Below are 16165 nucleotides of genomic sequence, written 5' to 3' on the forward strand. Positions count from 1 at the left end.
AGCAGCGGCGCCGGTGGTCAGTTGACCACCGGCGCCGCCGGTGACGGTCAGGCTTTCAGACTGTCGGCAGGAGCCGACTAGAAGTGGCGTCCCACGTGCGCTTCCTCGCGGGCCGTCTTCACCATGTGCGGGTAGTGCAGCTCGAAGGCCGGACGCTCCGAACGGATCTTCGGCATCGAGGTGAAGTTGTGGCGCGGCGGCGGGCAGGAGGTCGCCCACTCCAGGGAGTTGCCGTAGCCCCACGGATCGTCGACGGTGACGATCTCACCGTAGCGCCAGGACTTGAACACGTTCCACACGAACGGCAGGACCGAGATACCGAGCAGCAGCGCACCGATGGTGGAGATCTGGTTCAGCAGGGTGAAACCGTCCTGGTCCAGGTAGTCGGCGTACCGACGCGGCATGCCCATGCTGCCCAGCCAGTGCTGCACCAGGAAGGTCATGTGGAAGCCCACGAAGGTCAGCCAGAAGTGGATCTTGCCCAGACGCTCGTCCAGCATGCGGCCGGTCATCTTCGGGAACCAGAAGTAGATGCCGGCGTACGAGGCGAACACCAGGGTGCCGAACAGGGTGTAGTGGAAGTGCGCGACCACGAAGTAGGAGTCGGAGAGCTGGAAGTCCAGCGCCGGCGACGCCAGCATCACACCGGTCAGACCACCGAACAGGAAGGTGGCGAAGAAGCCGATGGCGAAGATCATCGGGGTCTCGAAGGAGATCCGGCCCTTCCACATCGTGCCCAGCCAGTTGAAGAACTTCATGCCGGTCGGCACGGCGATCAGGAAGGTCATGAAGCTGAAGAACGGCAGCAGCACAGCACCGGTGACGAACATGTGGTGCGCCCACACAGCCAGCGACAGTGCGGCGATCGACAGGGTGGCGAACACCAGTCCGACGTAGCCGAACATCGGCTTACGGGAGAAGACCGGGAAGATCTCCGAGACGATGCCGAAGAACGGCAGGGCCAGGACGTAGACCTCGGGGTGGCCGAAGAACCAGAACAGGTGCTGCCACAGGATCGCGCCGTCGTTGGCGGAGTCGTAGATGTGGCCACCCAGGATGCGGTCGTACAGCACGCCCAGCGCGGCGGCGGTCAGCAGCGGGAAGATGAGCAGCACGAGCAGGGACATGACCAGGATGTTCCAGGTGAACACCGGCATACGGAACATCGTCATGCCCGGTGCGCGCAGGCACAGGATGGTGGTGATCATGTTGATCGCCGAGGCGATCGTGCCCACACCACCGACACCGACACCGACGACCCACAGGTGCGAGCCGACGCCGGGCGAGTTCACCGCGTCGGCCAGCGGCATGTACATCGTCCAGCCGAAGTCGGCGGCACCGCCGGGGGTCAGGAAGCCGGACAGCATGATGATGCCGCCGAAGGTGGTCAGCCAGAAGCCGAGTGCGTTGAGTCGCGGGAAGGAGACGTCGGGGGCGCCGATCTGCAGCGGCATGATGTAGTTGCCGAAGCCGAAGACCAGCGGACTGCCGAACAGCAGCAGCATGATGGTGCCGTGCATCGTGAACAGCTGGTTGAACTGCTCGTTCGACAGGAACTGCAGGCCCGGGTGGAACAGCTCCACGCGGATCAGCAGCGCCATGAGGCCGCCGATCCCGAAGAAGATGAACGCCATCACGAGGTACATGATGCCGAGCTGTTTGTGGTCGGTCGTGGTCAGCATGCTCCATGCGTGACCACCCTTCTTCGACCGGCCGCCGTGTGGTTCTCCACGGTCAGGCCGGGCGTGCGGGGCGTGCGTCTCCTCGGACGGGACAACGGCAGTCAATGGTCCAAACCTCCTGAAGCGTCGGTGGCGGACTCATCTCCGGTCGTCAACCGGGGCCGTCACACGGTGTCGGTATTCCGACTATAGGTTTGGCGCATTTCCCCTGGTGAAGCCGTTGCGCTTATGGGGTGATCACTTGCCGTTATGCGACCACGACGACACCGTCGTGAGGTACTTCGCCAACGACTCCAGGTACACCGCGCTGGCGGAACCCGGGTCCCAGACCAGCTCGTAGAACATCTCGACCTGGGTGCCGTCCTCGCGCACGATGCGGCGTGAGGACATGCCCTCGCGCACGTGGCGCTCCGGCAGCACGACGGAGCCCATGCCCTTGTTCGCCCACCCCGGCAGGGCGGTGCAGTGGGTGACCTCCATCTCGGCACGCTTCAGCTCACGGCCGGCCTCGGCGAACATGTCCGAGACCATGCGGGTGATGCTGCAACCGTGACGGCACAGGATCAGCTCGCGCTCGGCGAGTTCGTCCACGGTGATCTCGTCGCCGTCTCCCTCATTGGGCTCCTCGACCAGGACGAGGTAGTCCGAATCGATCAACCGGTGGCTGTAGCCCGGCAGCGAACCCAGCGCGGGCACGATGATCATGTCCAGGCTGCCGGCCTGCAGGAACTCCTCCAGCGGGTCGAGCTCGGCCTCGAGCAGCATCGCGTCGTGACCCACGGCCAGGGCGTGCGGCCCGTGGATGGCGTCCTTGAGCTGTGCGACGATCTCCTTGTCGATCTTCGGGGAGATCCCGACCCGCACGGTGCCCGACCTGCTGGAGGTGAAGGACTCCGCCTCAACCTCCATGCGGGTGATGTCCGCGATGATCTGCTTGATCCGCGGCAGCAGCGCCGCGCCGAAGGCCGTCGGCGACGTGCCCCGCGGGTTACGCAGGAAGATACGTCCGCCGAGGTGTTCCTCGAGCTTGGCGATGCTGATGGACAAGGCCGGCTGAGTGACTCCGAAACGACGCGCGGCAGAGCTGAACGACCCTGCGTCCGCTACCGCGTCGGCGTAGCGAAGGGATTCGAGTGTAAGTCTGGCATTCATGGTGTTCTCATCCTATTGCCGCTGGCCAGCATCATAAAACATTGTCCATAAGGAATACCCCTCCGAATATAACGACGAGGGGTGATGTGCGCCTCAGGTGCGTATAATCCGGATGAATACTGCACCGGCGTGGGAGGCCGCCGCGGATGCGGCACCGCGGGCGTCACCGATCTCTAGGGCGCCGACGATCGCGCGGTGCTCCCGCACCGCCATCGAGACGTTCCACGGGTCGCTCCACGCGGTGGTCGGATACAGGAAACTCTGGACGTCCAACCTCTCGAGGACGTCGCACAGGGGACGGTTCCCCGAGGCCTCCCGGAGGCGGGTGTGGAACTCCAGGTTCACCCGTAGATCACGTACCGGGTCCGGCGGCGCCCCGAGGTTGGATTCCTGGACCTCCACGAGTGCCCGCAAAGCCGCGATCTGCGCGCTCGTTGCATTGCGTGTCGCCTGTTCAGAGGCCTGCGCGTCGAGAATCTGGTGCAACTCGAAGACCTGTCCGAGCGTGGCCGCGTCCATCTCCGCCACACGCGCGCCGGCACGTGGCCGGTACTCCGCCACGCCCTCCACCGTGAGTTGCTGGACGGCCTCGCGCACGGGACTGCGCGAGACCCCGTAGCGCGCCGCGATGCCGGGCACGCTCAGGGCGGTTCCCGGCGGCAGTGCGCCGGTGATGATCTCCTCGCGCAGGCGCTGTAGCACGGACTCCCCGAGCAGTGCACCGGCACCGCTCGCGTCCACTTGTTCCGTCATGCACTTCTCCTCTATATAGGGGCCCGCTGGCGATACTGCATGTAGGGCCCGACCCTCCCGGCCGGCCTCCGGTCGACAACTTCCCGCCCGCACTACCAAGGATGCCGGACGGCGCCGCCCCTGCCCACCCCCGAACTACATGCAATCTCCACGCGCGGCGGAAAATCAACCCCACCAGCACCATCAGCACCATGCGTACCGCGGTAACCGGCCCCGGGGGCACCGGCGAGAGCACCCGGAGGAGCCCCGAAGTGAGGGTAGCGGGGGGAGAATATCGGGGGTAGTGGGAATTTCATCGACAGTGAATAAAACTCCCCGTCAGACTCAGGCCTGGTCCGTCGGACGGATCATGACGGTGTCCACGTCCATGTGCGCCGGACGCCCCGCCACCCACCGCACGGTCTCGGCGACGTCCTGCGCGGTGAGGTTCAGCACGTCCTCGTAGACCTGCTGCGCGCGGTCGGCGTCGCCCTTGAACCGGTTGAGGCTGAAGTCCGTCGCCACGCGTCCCGGGTCGACCTGGCAGACGCGCACCCCCTTCTCGGCGAACTCCATGCGCATCACGTCGCTCAGCGCGGTCTCGCCGAACTTCGCGGCGTTGTAGCCGGCCCCGCCGCGGTAGGCGTTGCGTCCGGCGATGGAGACGATGTTGATCACCTGCGGCGCGGCGGTGCGCTGCAGCTCGGGGAACAACGCCTGGGTGACCTGCAGCGTGCCGATCACGTTCGCCTCGTACATCCACCGCCAGTCCTCGACGTCCCCGTCGAGCACCGTGTCGAGACCACGGGCACCGCCGGCGTTGTTGACCAGCAGGTCCGCCCCGCCGAGGTCGTGCACGGCGGACGCCAGGGCGTCCACGCTCACCCGGTCGGTGACGTCCACGGTCGCCACGTGGGTGGACACCTCCGGGGCGTCCGCGGCGATGCGAGCGGCGACCTGCTCCAGCCTCTCCGGACGCCGCGCGGCGAGGACGACGTCCCACCCGTCCGTGGCCAGGGCCACCGCGGTGGCCTCCCCGATGCCGGCGGACGCTCCGGTCACCACAGCGAGACGGCGTTCTGATGTCTGTTCTTTATCGCTCATACGCCAGAGCGTAGTACCTCCGACCGCATAGACTCATCCATTATGAAGCTCCCGAGCATGCTCAACGGCCCCGTGACCCGCGCCCAGATCAACCATCCCGTGGTCGCGGCGAAGGTGATCCGCCGGCTGACCGGCTCGAGCAGGAAGAAGGGTTCGGACGCGATAGATGCGACAGAGGAGGCTGTGTCCTCTATATCTTCCGCTGCTGCGCCACCGGTCCGTACCAACGGCATCGAGGCTGCGAAGCTTGCCGCCGGAATCCCCGCCGAGCACTGAGCCAGACACTGAGCCAGGCACACACCCGAACCTACGGCCGGGGCACCAGGTAGCGCCCGGCCCCGGGGACGACCTCGACCTCCATCGGCAGCGGGGCGAAGCGGTCACCGTCGGCGTAGCCGTTGATGTGCTGTCCGCCACGGTCGGTCATCTCGATGCGCACCCGGCGCGCCCGGTAGGTGTTCACGCCACGTTCCTCCACGAAGCTGCCGTCGAAGATCTTCATGAACTTCGTCGCCGCCTTCGCCCGTCCCATGCGTTCGAGCACGGTGACGTCGAGGATGCCGTCGTGGTGGTCGGCGTCCGGGCAGATGACCATGCCGCCGCCGTAGCTGCGTGTGTTGCCCATCGCCACCAGCGTCATGTTCTCCTCGACGACCCTCTCCTCGTCGGTGCCGGGGTCCAGAACCAGCCGGGTCGGGATGGAGTGGAAGTTGAGGAACTCCGCGACGATGGCCATGTTGTAGCGCATCTGCCCGCGCGGCCAGCGGATCCGGTTGGTACGGTCGGAGACCAGGGAGTCGAAGCCGGCGCAGGCGATGGTGCCGAACCAGTGCTCGTTGCCGGCGTCGTCGCGCATGCGGCCCAGGTCGGTGGTGGTGCAGAAACCACGGGCGATGACGTCGGCCGCCCGGCGCGGGTGGGTGGGGATGCCGTACTCGCGGGCGTGGTCGTTGCCGGTGCCGGCGGGGATGATGCCCAGCGGGGTGGACGTGCCGGCCTGTTCCTGCAGGGCGAGGTTGATCAGCCCGTCGCCGCCGCAGACGACGAGGGCGTCGATCCCCTCCTCGGCGACCATGCGTCCGGCGAGTTCGCGGGCGCCCTCGGGAGACGCCCCCTGGATGCTGACCACGTCGATGCCGTGGTCGGCGAAGCGGTCGCGGGCGATGTCGGCGGCCGCCCCCGCCCCGCCCTTGCCGGCGTGGGGGTTGGTCAGCAGGGCGATGCGCCGCAGGTCGACGTGGCCGACCTCGTAGGCGTGCCGGTGCTCACTCATCGTCGCCCCCGATCAGTGTGCCGGGGTTCATCACGCCGTCGGGGTCGAGGCGGTCCTTCACCGCGCGCAGGACGGCGACCCCCAGTTCGCCGATCTCGGCGGCCATGAAGGGGCGGTGGTCGGCGCCCACGGCGTGGTGGTGGGTGACGGTGCCGCCGTGCTCGGTCAGCGCTCGGGTCACCGCGGTCTTGGCGGTGCGCCACTGTGCCACCGGGTCACCCTTCTGCGCGGCGACCACGGTGAAGTACAACGAGCAGCCCTCGGCGTAGACGTGGGAGACGTGGCACATGATCAGCGCCATGGTGCCGGAGCCGTTCAGCGTGCCCGCCAGCGCCTCGCCCACGGCCTTCTTCAGCCGGGAGACGTTGGACCAGTCGGTGCAGGTCTCCAGGGTCTCGCACAGTGCGCCGGCGTCCAGCAGGGAGTCGCGCAGCACCGGGGCGTTGAACCGGCCCTGCTCCCAGTGCCGTGCGGGCTCCTCCCCCACGCTCGTGGCCCCCTTGGAGAGCAGCAGGTCGCGGGTCTCGGCGTGCCGGGAGGCGGTGTGCGCCTCGGTGCCCTCGTACATGGTGATGCACATGCACCCGGGCGGGGAGCTGGACTCGCCGGCCTTGTCGCCGGAGGACAGGTTGACCGAGGACTCGATCTCGTCGGACAGCCGGATCACCGTGGGCCCGGTGCCGGTCTGCTTCACGGCCCGCAACGCGGCCACACCGGTGGCGAAGTCGGGGAAGGTGAAGGCCTCGTAGCGTTTGACCTGCGGAACCGGGTGCACGCGCAGCCGCACGCGGGTGACCACGCCGAAGACCCCCTCCGAGCCCATCACCAGTTCGCGCAGGTCGGGCCCGGCGGCCGAGGCCGGGGAGGCGTGGCCCACGGTCATCACACCGACCGGGGTGACCAGGGTGAGTTCGCGGACCATGTCGTCGAAGCGTCCGTACCCGGCGGAGTTCTGCCCGGACGAGCGGGTCACCGCGTAGCCGCCGATCGTGGCGTAGGGGAAGGACTGCGGGTAGTGGCCGATCTGCAGGCCGTGGTCGGCGAGCAGCAGTTCGGCGGCCGGTCCGGTCAGCCCCGCCCCCAGGGTGGCCAGGCCGGACTCGGCGTCCACCTCGGACAGGCGATCGAAGCGCACCAGGTCGAGGCTGACCACCCCGCGGAAGCTGCGCGAGCCGTCGGTGTCGACCGGGGTCAGCCCGCCGACGACGGACGTGCCGCCGCCGAAGGGCACCACGGCGATCCCCTCGCGCGAACAGAACCGCAGGACGTCGAGGACCTCGTCCTCCGTGCCGGGCGCGAGCACCGCGTCCGGCGCGGAGACCACGTGGGACGCCCCGGCGCGCCATTCCAGCAGGTCCAGGGAGGACTTGCCGCGGGCGCGCGGCGCGCGCTGGGCGTCGTCGGTGGAGACGTGGGCGGCGCCCACGATATCGGCGAAGGCCTGCAGGTCGGCGTCCTGCAGCCGTACCGGGCTGAGCGTGACGGCGTCGAGGTCGACCTCGCGCGCGGCGGTCGCCCCGGCGTCCTCCCGCACGCCCATGAGGGTGCCGAGCATGGAGCGCGTCGAGGAGCCCAGGGGCTTCGCCTCGTCGACGGTGCCCCAGAGGTTGAACTTCATCGGCGGGATCGGCAACGTGTCCATGACCACACAAGATATCCGGTCCGCCGACTCCCCGACGCGGAATCCCGCACACCGATAGACTGCAGGTCATGACAACCTTCCGGCCGGACGCCACCCGACTCGACGCCGCCCGCCGCACCGGTGAGGTCACCGGCCTGCGCGACGGACACACCCATGTGGACCTCGTCGTCATCGGTGCCGGCGTCACCGGCGCCGGGGTGGCGTTGGACGCGGCGACCCGCGGACTGGACGTCCTGCTCGTCGACGCCCACGACATCGCCTTCGGCACCTCGCGCTGGTCCTCGAAACTCGCCCACGGCGGTCTGCGCTACCTCGCCACCGGCAACGTGGGCATCGCCCGGCGCTCCGCCGTGGAACGCGGCATCCTCATGGGCACCACCGCCCCGCACCTCACCCACGCCGTGACCCAGGTCGTGCCCGTGCAGGACCGCTACACCCGCGGGCAGAAGACCACCCCGCGCGTCGGGTTCCTCGCCGGCGACGCACTGCGTGTCGCCGCAGGTACCCCGGCGTCCACCCTGCCGGCCTCACGCACCGTCAGCGCCCGTACCGTCGCCGAACTGTGCCCCGCCGTCGACACGTCCGACCTGCGCTTCGGCTACGTCAACCACGACGGTCAACTCGTCGACGACGCCCGCCTGGTCACCGCCCTGGTCCGCACCGCCGCCGGCTACGGGGCACGTGTGGTGACCCACTGCCGCGCCGTGGAGGCCCACGGCGACCGGGTCGTCCTGCGCGACGAACTCTCGCCGGACGCCCCGACGTTCGGCGTGACCGCCGGGGCCGTCGTCAACGCCACCGGCGTGTGGGCCGGGCACCTGGACCCGCAGGTCACCGTGCGTCCCTCCCGCGGGACGCACCTGGTCATCGACGCCGCCGCCGTCGGCAACCCCACCGGCGCGCTGACCGTGCCCGTGCCCGGCCACAGCAGCCGGTTCTGCTTCATCCTGCCCGAGCAGCTCGGCCGCTGCTACGTGGGCATCACCGACGAGGACCTGGGCACGAAGACCATCCCGGACGTGCCCGAGGTGCCGGACTCCGACGTGCGCTGGATCCTCGACGTGGTCAACCAGGCCCTCGCCGTGGACCTCACCAACGACGACGTGCTCGGTGCGTTCGCCGGGCTGCGGCCGCTGGTGCAGTTCAACAGTGATTCTGGGGACTCTGCCGACTCGTCCACCGCGGACCTCTCGCGCGACCACGTGATTCTCACCGGCGAGGGGGGCGACGCCAACCTGGTCACCGTGACCGGCGGCAAGCTCACCGAGTACCGGCTGATGGCGGAGCAGACCATGGACCTCGTCGCCGGTATGCTGCGCGAGTCCGGGTCCACTCCGGGGCCGTGCGTGACCGCCACCACCCCCCTGGTCGGCGCGCCCGGCTCCCCCGGCGTGCAGTATGTGCGTTCCAGCGACCTCGCCGGGCTGCCCGCCTCGATGGTGGAACGCTTCGGCCACGAGGCCCCGGCCGTGCTGCGCACCTGCCCGGTGGAGCGACCGCTGGAGCCGGTGGCCCCGGGCATCGACACCGTGCGCGCCGAGTTCGCCTGGCACGTGACCCACGAGGGTGCGATGACGGTGGAGGACCTCATCGACCGCCGGTCCCGCATCGGCCTGGTCACCGCCGACCGGGACGTCTGCCTGCCCGCCGCCGAGGAGATCCTCGCCGCGGTGCGCTAGAAACAACCCGCGAAAGTACCCCCGAAGAACTGTCTGAACTGCACCGTTAGTCCGTTTGCGGCCTGCTGGATGCCGAGAAGCTCTTGCAGAGTTCTTTTGGAGTTGTGTGAAGAACCCTCAAAGAACCACCCGGCCACCGCGTGCGGCCCCACCACACCGGTCGACTGGCATACTGGTGGGCATGAGTCCGATCCAGCCCATGTCAGTACCGCCAGTACCGTCAGAACCCTCGCCTGAGCCCCAGTCCGGGACCGGCCCCGCGGGTAACGCGACCACCACCTGGGCGTCCGTCACCGGGGCGGACCCCGCCCACTCGCAGCGCTACATCGCCCGGTGGGAGGGCTTCGAGCACGAGGGCAAGGACATCGACGGTGAGGCCCGGCTGGTCGACGCGATGGCACCGCGCCACGCCCGCGTCCTCGACGCCGGCTCCGGCACCGGACGCGTCGCCGCCGCCCTGGCCGCCCGCGGCCACCTCGTCGCCGCCGTCGACATCGACCCGCAGCTCGTGGAGTACGCGCGCGGGCGCTACGTCGGCTCCGGCGTGGAGTGGGCGGTCGGCGACCTGGCGTCCGACGCGGAGGTGCCGTCCGGCCCGTTCGACATCATCGTCTCCGCCGGCAACGTCCTGGCGTTCATCCCCGACGCCGCGCACCGCCAGGCGCTCGGCGTCCTGGCGTCACGCCTGGCCCCGGCAGGACGCCTCGTCGTCGGCTTCGGCCTGTCGCGCGGGCGCTCCGTCGAGGAGTTCGCGCAGGACGTCACGGCCGCCGGCCTGCGTCTCGTCCAGCGGTTCTCCTCGTGGGAGCTGCAGCCGTTCACCGACGGCACAGAGGGAACCGACGCGAGCGACTTCATGGTCGCCGTGCTGCAGCTCGCCGAGCCCGCCGGAGGTGACCACGATGAGTGAGCCCACCCCCGTGTCGAACTCCGTGGCGCAGGTCGTGTTCCGCCACGACCCCACCACCGCGCCGCAGTGGACCTACTACGGCATCAACGCGCCGATGACCGGCAGCGCGCAGAAACTCTCCGAGGCGAAGTACGCCGCCAACCGTGACCTGCAGTTCCTCTCCGGCGAGGAGAAGCCGGCGATGCGCAGCTACGCCGAGTGGGCCGTGGACCAGGAGACCAGCCCCGAGGCCATGCCGCACGGCGGGTCCCACGGCGGGCCTGCCAGCGGGCCGGGCATGTTCGTGCGCTCCCTGCAGGACGAGGACACCAACCAGCGCCTTCACCGGCAGAACCTCGCGCAGGCCTACCTCGAGGGGATCCGTTCCACCCCGGAGATCCGCAGCACCCTGCCCGCGCTCGTCGCCGGCGACAGCGGTGAGGACGACGCAGGCGAGGACGCCACAGGTGCCGACGGGAACGACGGCGCCGAGGGCCCGTCCGACGTCATCCTCGTGACCCTGTTCCCCCACGACCTGCTCGGTGACGCGCTGCTGAACCTCACCGCGATGGACACCGTGATCTTCTGCCTGCCCGACGGAGACTCCCTCGGATTCCTGCCCGTCGCCGGCACCGAGGTGTGGCCGACCGACGGCTCCACCGGCATGCTGGAGCGCTTCGGCCTGGACGAGTTCGCCACCGTGCAGGACCTCATGGACGCCAGCGACGGCGACGGGGTCGTGGAGGGCTGAGCCCGCCGCGCCGCCGCGCCCCCGCGCCGTCCTACTTCGGCTCCCGGCTCCCCAGCCGGACCTTCTCGACCTCGCGCCCCTTGTCCACGTCGGAATCCTTGAACCCGAAGAACCAGGTCAGGGTGAACGCCACGGCGAGCGCCACGGCGGAGGCGATGAGGTAGCCCCAGAAGCTGGCGTCCACCCCGTCGTCGGGGTTGACGAAGGAGGTGAAGCCGATCAGCGACCCGGTGAAGCCCCACATGTTCACGTTGAACAGGCCGGTCAGCAGTCCACCGACCGCACCACCGACGGACGCCATGATGAACACGCGCCCGTACTTCAGGTTCACCCCGTACATCGCCGGCTCGGTGATGCCGCAGAACGCGGAGATCGCCGCCGGGCCGGACAGGGTCTTGATCTTCTCGATCCTGGTGCGCAGGAACACCGCCAGCACCGCGCCACCCTGGGCGACCATCGTCACGGAGATGATGGCGTGGAGGTAGGAGTTCCCGTTCGCCGCGATGTCCTGCGCCACCAGCGGGATCACCGCCCAGTGCAGCCCGAAGATCACCAGCGACTGGTACAGCGCACCGATGACCGTGCCGGACACCGTGGGCGAGAGGTCGTAGAGCCCCTGGATCAGGTTCGCGATGCCCGTGGACACGAACATGACCACCGGCCCCAGGATCAGCAGGATCGCCAGGGACACGATGACGACCTCGAACAACGGCACGAAGATCATGCGCACCATGTTCGGGATCACCCGCTTCAGCCACGGCTCGAGCACGGAGGCCAGCCAGGCGGCGACGATCATCGGGAAGATCGAGTACGAGTAGCTCGCCACGTGGAAGGGGATGCCGAAGAAGTCGGAGTTCAGCGACATGCCGAGCAGCGCGCTGTCGCCCTCGGTCTCGGACATGTCCACCAGGCTCGGGTAGCAGAGCACGCCGCCGATGATCGAGACGATGATCGGGTCCGCCCCCAGCCTGCGTGCGGCGGTGAACCCGACGAAGATCGGCAGGAAGAAGAACACCGCGTCGCTCATCGCGTTGATGATCTGGTAGGTGTTCGAGTCCTCGGCGACCAGGTCGAAGTTCAGCAGCAGCGACAGGACGCCCTTGATGATGCCGGACGCCGCGAGCAGCCCGATCACCGGGATCATCGACCCGGTGATCACGCCGATCAGCTCGGAGAACCCGTACTTCACCCACCCCACCGCGGTGGTGGGGCGTTCGCGCGGCTCCGCGTCGGGCGCACCGGCGCCTGTGTCTCCGCCGCCCGCGCCTCCCGCGCCGGACGCCTCGAGCCGCCGCTCGACGGCGTCGTAGACGTCCTCCACGTCGGCACCGATGACGACCTGGTACTGCCCGCCGGCGCGCACCACGTCGATGACCCCGTCGAGGTCCGCGACGGCGGTGTCGTCGGCGAGGTCGGCGTCCTTCAGGTAGAAGCGCACCCGCGTGATGCAGTGCGTGACGCTGCGGACGTTCTCCGCACCGCCGATGTTGTCCAGGATCTCCCACGCGGTGAGGTCGAAACCGTCCAGCCCCGCAGGACGCCCCGAGGCTTCCGGCGCTTCCGGCGCTTCCGCCGCCGGCGCGGCGGCCGGTGCGTCGGTCCCTGCGTCGGTCCCTGCATCGGCCGCGCCGGCGAGGAACACCTGTGCGACCACGTCGCCGCGCTCCGCCTCGCCGACGGTCACGTCGAGGTGGTCGACCATCTTCTTCGAGTTCGTCACCACCACCACGGTCGTGGTGGACTTGCCGGCCTCGGTGATCGCCGCGACGTCCATGGTGGCGATCTTCTGACCCGCGGTCACCGTGTCACCCTTGGCGACGTCGACGGTGAAGGGGCGGCCCTCCAGCTCCACGGTGTCCAGACCCAGGTGGACCAGGTACTGCAGGCCGGAGTCGGTCGCGATCCCCACCGCGTGGCCGGTCTTGGCCACCATCACCACCTCCCCGGTGACCGGGGAGCAGACCTCGCCGCCCGGGGTGTCGGTGATGCCGAAGCCGACCCCCATCGCCTCGCGGGCGAACACCGGGTCGGGGACCTCCGACATCTCGATGACGGTGCCCGCCAACGGGCACACCATCTCTTCCTGGCTCATCTCACACTCCTCATTGCACGCTCCTGGGGTAGCTACGGGATTGCACCAGGCTACGGCAACCGCGGCGTTCTACCGTCTGTGCCAGTCGTGCACGCTGCGGTCCGTGGGGATCTCCTCGACCCGTAACTTGCGGGTGCGCGGGTTGGCCAGGTTGAACAGCACGGTGTCGAGCACCTCCGCGCCTCCGGGATGACGATGTCGAAGTAGTAGCCACGGATCTGCGCGTTGACCTGCACGGTCACGTCCACCCCATCGAGGGCGCTCACGATGATGCACACGGCCTTGTACTCCAGTTCACTGGCGGTGCCGGTGATCACGCTGCCGGCGAGCTCCGCCGCCCGTGCCCTGCGCGGTGACGGCGGTGGCCAGCCCATTGAGGGTGGGCAGGCCGCGGCGGTACTCAGTGGTGCCGCGGCGCGCGGTGCTGAGCTGCAGCAACGTCCTGCCGTCCCGCGTTTCCCTCACGCTACCGGGCGACCCCGCGTGCCGTGCCGGATCCGGTGGTTCCGTGCCGCGGGAAGGACGGATCGGGCACGCGGCGCGGGGTCAGGCGGTCACCACTGGGGCGCGTAGCCGTACCCCGGGTCCACGTAGCCCGGATCCTGGTAGCCGTAGCCGGGATCCACGTAGCCGGGGTCCTGGTACCCGTACCCCGGATCGACGTAGCCGGGGTCGACCCAACCCTGGTCGGGAGCGGGGTCCGGCACGGGGTCGGACGCACCGCCGTCGCCGCCGTCGGCAGCACCGTCGCCGTCGGCGCCGTCGGCACCGTCCTCCTCGCCGGGCTTCGGCAGGCGGAAGACGTCCTTCTGCACCTCACCGTCCGGCGAGTCGGGTCCGGGGGACGCCTCCTGCTCACGCTCGGTCTCCTCCAGCGCCTCCGGGTCGTACATCTGCCGGGAGATCTCCGGGGCGAGCATCGCGGCGAAGAGGTTCGTGAAGTGCTGTGCGTCGCGGTAGACCAGCACGTTGCCGACCACGCCGGGGCAGCGTCCGTCGCGGCACACCGCGTCGGTGACGTCGATGTTGGTCAGGTCGAGCCCACGGTAGGCGGCCAGCGCCGGGTTCACCGGTGCCAGCGACTCCTCCTCGTCGACACCGCAGTCCTCGTCGCCGCGGTCCTCGGCCACGCACAGCCGCGCGTTGCCCTGCACCCCGGGGGAGTCCAGCACCCAGGGGGTGTCGCGCACGCCCCAGGTGTGGATGCCGGCGTCGGAGAGCTTGCGCACCATCTCCACGTACTCGTTCGGCACCTGGTCGGGCCCGTCGCCCTCGATGGTGGTCGGACGTGTCACCGTCATGAAGATGCCCTCGGACGGCGGGTTCTCGAAGATGAAGTCCTCGGCCTTCTTCTGCCACTCGCGGCACTCGGGGTAGTCCGAGCCGTCCCACTTGGGGATGTCCATGCCGATCACGCAGCCGAGCTTCAGGATCGGGACGATCTTGAAGTTGCGCTGCTTGGCGATGCGCTCCAGCGCCGGCAGGTAGTGCTCGGAGTGGGAACCGCCGACGAGGTACATCGTGCGGTCGGACTCCAGGTCACCGTAGGCGCAGGGCTCGTCCTCCTCGTTGAACCACTTGGTCATCACCAGGTCGGTGTGGCCGAAGTGGGCGAGGCAGCCGTCCTTCAGGGTGTTGGCGAGCATCGGTGCGTCGTCGGACGGGTCGGGCAGGACGGGCAGTCCGTCCGGCACGTCGGCGTCCTGCAGGAAGGCGTTGGGACCGGGGTACTCGGCGGGGTCGACGTCCTGCACGCCGAGCTCGCGGGCCCGGTTGTCGATGCGTGCCTGGGCGACGGGCCCGAAGGCGAACACCGCGCCGGTGACCAGGACGATGACCAGGGTGGCGACGACCTTGCCGCGCGAGCGCAGCGACGCCCGCCAGTAGCCGCGGTCGAAGAGCACCCACGAGTGGTGCGGCTTCTTCTTCTGACGCAGCGGGGTCTCCACGAAGCGGTGGGTGAGCCACGCCAGCAGCAGGGACAGGGCGATCACGCCGGTGCCGACGAGGGCACCGTTGAGCGGGCCGAGCGTGGCGGTGATGCCGCGCAGCCCGCCGGCCTGCGAGGCCGTCGAGGTGGAGAACCAGAACGTCGCCAGGGTCAGCAGCGGCCAGTGCCACAGGTACAGGCTGTAAGAGGTGCGCCCCAGGAACTGGAAGATCCGTCCGTCGAGCAGACGGCTCACGCCGGTGGACGGCGCGGGCAGCTTCTCCCCCGCTGCGGCGGACGGGTCAGACGCGTCGGACGTATCGGATTCCGGGTTGCCGGCGAAGATGACCAGCATCGCGCCGGCGAGCGGCAGCAGCGTCCAGGGGCCGGGGAACTGGGCCGCACCGTCGAGGAACAGGCCCGTGGCGATGATCAGGGCCAGGCCCGCCAGGCCGGCCGGCCAGCGCAGCCACCGCAGTGAGCGCGGGATGGCGATACCCAGCAGCCAGATACCGAACAGGCCACCCAGCCCGATCTCCCAGAAGCGGGAGAACGGCGAGTAGTAGTTCACGGCCTGGTCGTGCTGGCCCAGCCAGGTGGCGTAGCCGAAGCTGGCGGCGGTGCCGATGACCAGCAGCAGGTGCAGCAGGTTCGTGCCGGGTTTCGCCTTCTTGCGGAACAGGGTCGCCAGCAGGGCGATGACCAGCAACGACCCGAGGTAGATCTGCATCTGCACCGACATCGACCAGATGTGCTGGTAGAGGCTCACGTCCCGGTTGATGGCGGTGTACTCCTGGCCTTCACTGGCCAGGTGGAAGTTCTGGATGTAGAGCAGCGAGGCGGAGGCGTCGTTGCCGGCGTTGACCCACCGGACCTCGGCGTAGACCACCACGGCGAGCACCAGGGTGGCGGCGACGACGGTGATCAGGGCCGGGTACAGGCGGCGCAGGATGCGCAGGAACGACTGGACGACGGTGAGGCCTGCGGGGTTCAGCGCGTTGCGGATCTGCGGGGCGAAGAAGAAGATGCCGCCGACGAGGAGGAACACGTCCACGCCCGACGAGACCCGTCCGACGAAGACGTGGAAGACGACGACCAGTGCGATCGCCAGTCCACGGAGCCCGTCGATGTCCCGGCGGTGTGAGGCCCGGGGACGCCCTGTGGACGCGCTGGACGTCCCTGGCTGCGAGGAGGAAGAGTTCATGGCGCGCTACAGCATACCGCCCACCGACCCGGAAT

General features: G+C 69.1%; 13 protein-coding genes. 4 read left to right on the top strand and 9 right to left on the bottom strand.

The genetic code is table 11. The annotated features are described in order from the left end of the window. Positions 1-77 precede the first annotated feature (77 nt). From ctaD to ACT3UN_RS07665, 4 genes are all read right to left on the bottom strand, one after another. Positions 78-1787, bottom strand: a complete 1710-nt coding sequence (gene ctaD / locus ACT3UN_RS07650; protein ID WP_444656844.1) for an aa3-type cytochrome oxidase subunit I — start codon at positions 1785-1787, stop codon at positions 78-80. Positions 1788-1919: 132 nt separating this feature from the next. Beyond that, on the bottom strand, positions 1920-2834 hold the full coding sequence (locus ACT3UN_RS07655; protein WP_444656845.1) for a LysR family transcriptional regulator: 915 nt from the start codon (positions 2832-2834) through the stop codon (positions 1920-1922). Positions 2835-2927: 93 nt separating this feature from the next. Next, complete coding sequence (locus tag ACT3UN_RS07660) at positions 2928-3587, bottom strand: GntR family transcriptional regulator (protein ID WP_441582938.1); 660 nt, start codon at positions 3585-3587, stop codon at positions 2928-2930. Between the two features lie 324 nt (positions 3588-3911). Beyond that, positions 3912-4670 (bottom strand): SDR family oxidoreductase, encoded by a 759-nt coding sequence (locus ACT3UN_RS07665; protein ID WP_441582939.1) that lies wholly within the window; start codon positions 4668-4670, stop codon positions 3912-3914. A 42-nt stretch (positions 4671-4712) separates the two neighbouring features. Here ACT3UN_RS07665 and ACT3UN_RS07670 point away from each other — a divergent pair, with 42 nt between their 5' ends. Beyond that, on the top strand, positions 4713-4946 hold the full coding sequence (locus ACT3UN_RS07670; RefSeq protein WP_444656846.1) for a hypothetical protein: 234 nt from the start codon (positions 4713-4715) through the stop codon (positions 4944-4946). Positions 4947-4977: 31 nt separating this feature from the next. Here the strand turns inward: ACT3UN_RS07670 and ACT3UN_RS07675 are convergent, their stop codons facing one another. Continuing rightward, the gene (locus ACT3UN_RS07675) at positions 4978-5943 is read right to left on the bottom strand and encodes a diacylglycerol kinase (RefSeq protein ID WP_441582941.1); all 966 of its coding nucleotides are present in this window, start codon (positions 5941-5943) and stop codon (positions 4978-4980) included. Next, on the bottom strand, positions 5936-7585 hold the full coding sequence (locus ACT3UN_RS07680) for an FAD-binding oxidoreductase (protein ID WP_441582942.1): 1650 nt from the start codon (positions 7583-7585) through the stop codon (positions 5936-5938). The genes ACT3UN_RS07675 and ACT3UN_RS07680 overlap by 8 nt, the downstream gene beginning before the upstream one ends. A 68-nt stretch (positions 7586-7653) precedes the next feature. Here ACT3UN_RS07680 and ACT3UN_RS07685 point away from each other — a divergent pair, with 68 nt between their 5' ends. The 3 genes from ACT3UN_RS07685 to ACT3UN_RS07695 all read left to right on the top strand — a co-directional run bounded on the left by ACT3UN_RS07685 (position 7654) and on the right by ACT3UN_RS07695 (position 10904). Beyond that, positions 7654-9264: an FAD-dependent oxidoreductase gene (locus tag ACT3UN_RS07685; protein ID WP_441582943.1), complete on the top strand. Its 1611-nt coding sequence runs from the start codon at positions 7654-7656 to the stop codon at positions 9262-9264. 181 nt (positions 9265-9445) lie between these two features. Beyond that, positions 9446-10174 carry a class I SAM-dependent methyltransferase gene (locus ACT3UN_RS07690; RefSeq protein ID WP_444656847.1) on the top strand — a complete coding sequence of 243 codons (729 nt, stop codon included), beginning with the start codon at positions 9446-9448 and terminating at the stop codon, positions 10172-10174. Next, positions 10167-10904, top strand: a complete 738-nt coding sequence (locus ACT3UN_RS07695) for a hypothetical protein (RefSeq protein ID WP_444656848.1) — start codon at positions 10167-10169, stop codon at positions 10902-10904. Before ACT3UN_RS07690 ends, ACT3UN_RS07695 begins: the two co-directional genes overlap by 8 nt. A gap of 31 nt (positions 10905-10935) precedes the next feature. On the opposite strand, the gene ACT3UN_RS07700 is transcribed toward ACT3UN_RS07695, so the two are convergent. From ACT3UN_RS07700 to ACT3UN_RS07710, 3 genes are all read right to left on the bottom strand, one after another. Beyond that, complete coding sequence (locus ACT3UN_RS07700) at positions 10936-12996, bottom strand: glucose PTS transporter subunit IIA (protein ID WP_444656849.1); 2061 nt, start codon at positions 12994-12996, stop codon at positions 10936-10938. Positions 12997-13290: 294 nt separating this feature from the next. Further along, the gene (locus ACT3UN_RS07705; protein WP_441582947.1) at positions 13291-13461 is read right to left on the bottom strand and encodes a hypothetical protein; all 171 of its coding nucleotides are present in this window, start codon (positions 13459-13461) and stop codon (positions 13291-13293) included. A gap of 89 nt (positions 13462-13550) precedes the next feature. Further along, the gene (locus ACT3UN_RS07710; protein ID WP_444656850.1) at positions 13551-16130 is read right to left on the bottom strand and encodes an acyltransferase family protein; all 2580 of its coding nucleotides are present in this window, start codon (positions 16128-16130) and stop codon (positions 13551-13553) included. Positions 16131-16165 lie beyond the last annotated feature (35 nt).

Source organism: Corynebacterium sp. AOP12-C2-36 (genome assembly GCF_052379185.1).
Taxonomy (GTDB): Bacteria; Actinomycetota; Actinomycetes; order Mycobacteriales; family Mycobacteriaceae; genus Corynebacterium.

Bases quoted from the DNA above. Each gene is read 5' to 3' on its own strand.
- ACT3UN_RS07695 (WP_444656848.1), top strand. From the start codon at position 10,167: ATGAGTGAGCCCACCCCCGTGTCGAACTCCGTGGCGCAGGTCGTGTTC.
- ACT3UN_RS07680 (WP_441582942.1), bottom strand. From the start codon at position 7,585: ATGGACACGTTGCCGATCCCGCCGATGAAGTTCAACCTCTGGGGCACC.
- ACT3UN_RS07655 (WP_444656845.1), bottom strand. From the start codon at position 2,834: ATGAATGCCAGACTTACACTCGAATCCCTTCGCTACGCCGACGCGGTA.
- ACT3UN_RS07665 (WP_441582939.1), bottom strand. From the start codon at position 4,670: ATGAGCGATAAAGAACAGACATCAGAACGCCGTCTCGCTGTGGTGACC.
- ACT3UN_RS07675 (WP_441582941.1), bottom strand. From the start codon at position 5,943: ATGAGTGAGCACCGGCACGCCTACGAGGTCGGCCACGTCGACCTGCGG.
- ACT3UN_RS07700 (WP_444656849.1), bottom strand. From the start codon at position 12,996: ATGAGCCAGGAAGAGATGGTGTGCCCGTTGGCGGGCACCGTCATCGAG.
- ACT3UN_RS07685 (WP_441582943.1), top strand. From the start codon at position 7,654: ATGACAACCTTCCGGCCGGACGCCACCCGACTCGACGCCGCCCGCCGC.
- ACT3UN_RS07710 (WP_444656850.1), bottom strand. From the start codon at position 16,130: ATGAACTCTTCCTCCTCGCAGCCAGGGACGTCCAGCGCGTCCACAGGG.
- ACT3UN_RS07660 (WP_441582938.1), bottom strand. From the start codon at position 3,587: ATGACGGAACAAGTGGACGCGAGCGGTGCCGGTGCACTGCTCGGGGAG.
- ACT3UN_RS07670 (WP_444656846.1), top strand. From the start codon at position 4,713: ATGAAGCTCCCGAGCATGCTCAACGGCCCCGTGACCCGCGCCCAGATC.
- ACT3UN_RS07690 (WP_444656847.1), top strand. From the start codon at position 9,446: ATGAGTCCGATCCAGCCCATGTCAGTACCGCCAGTACCGTCAGAACCC.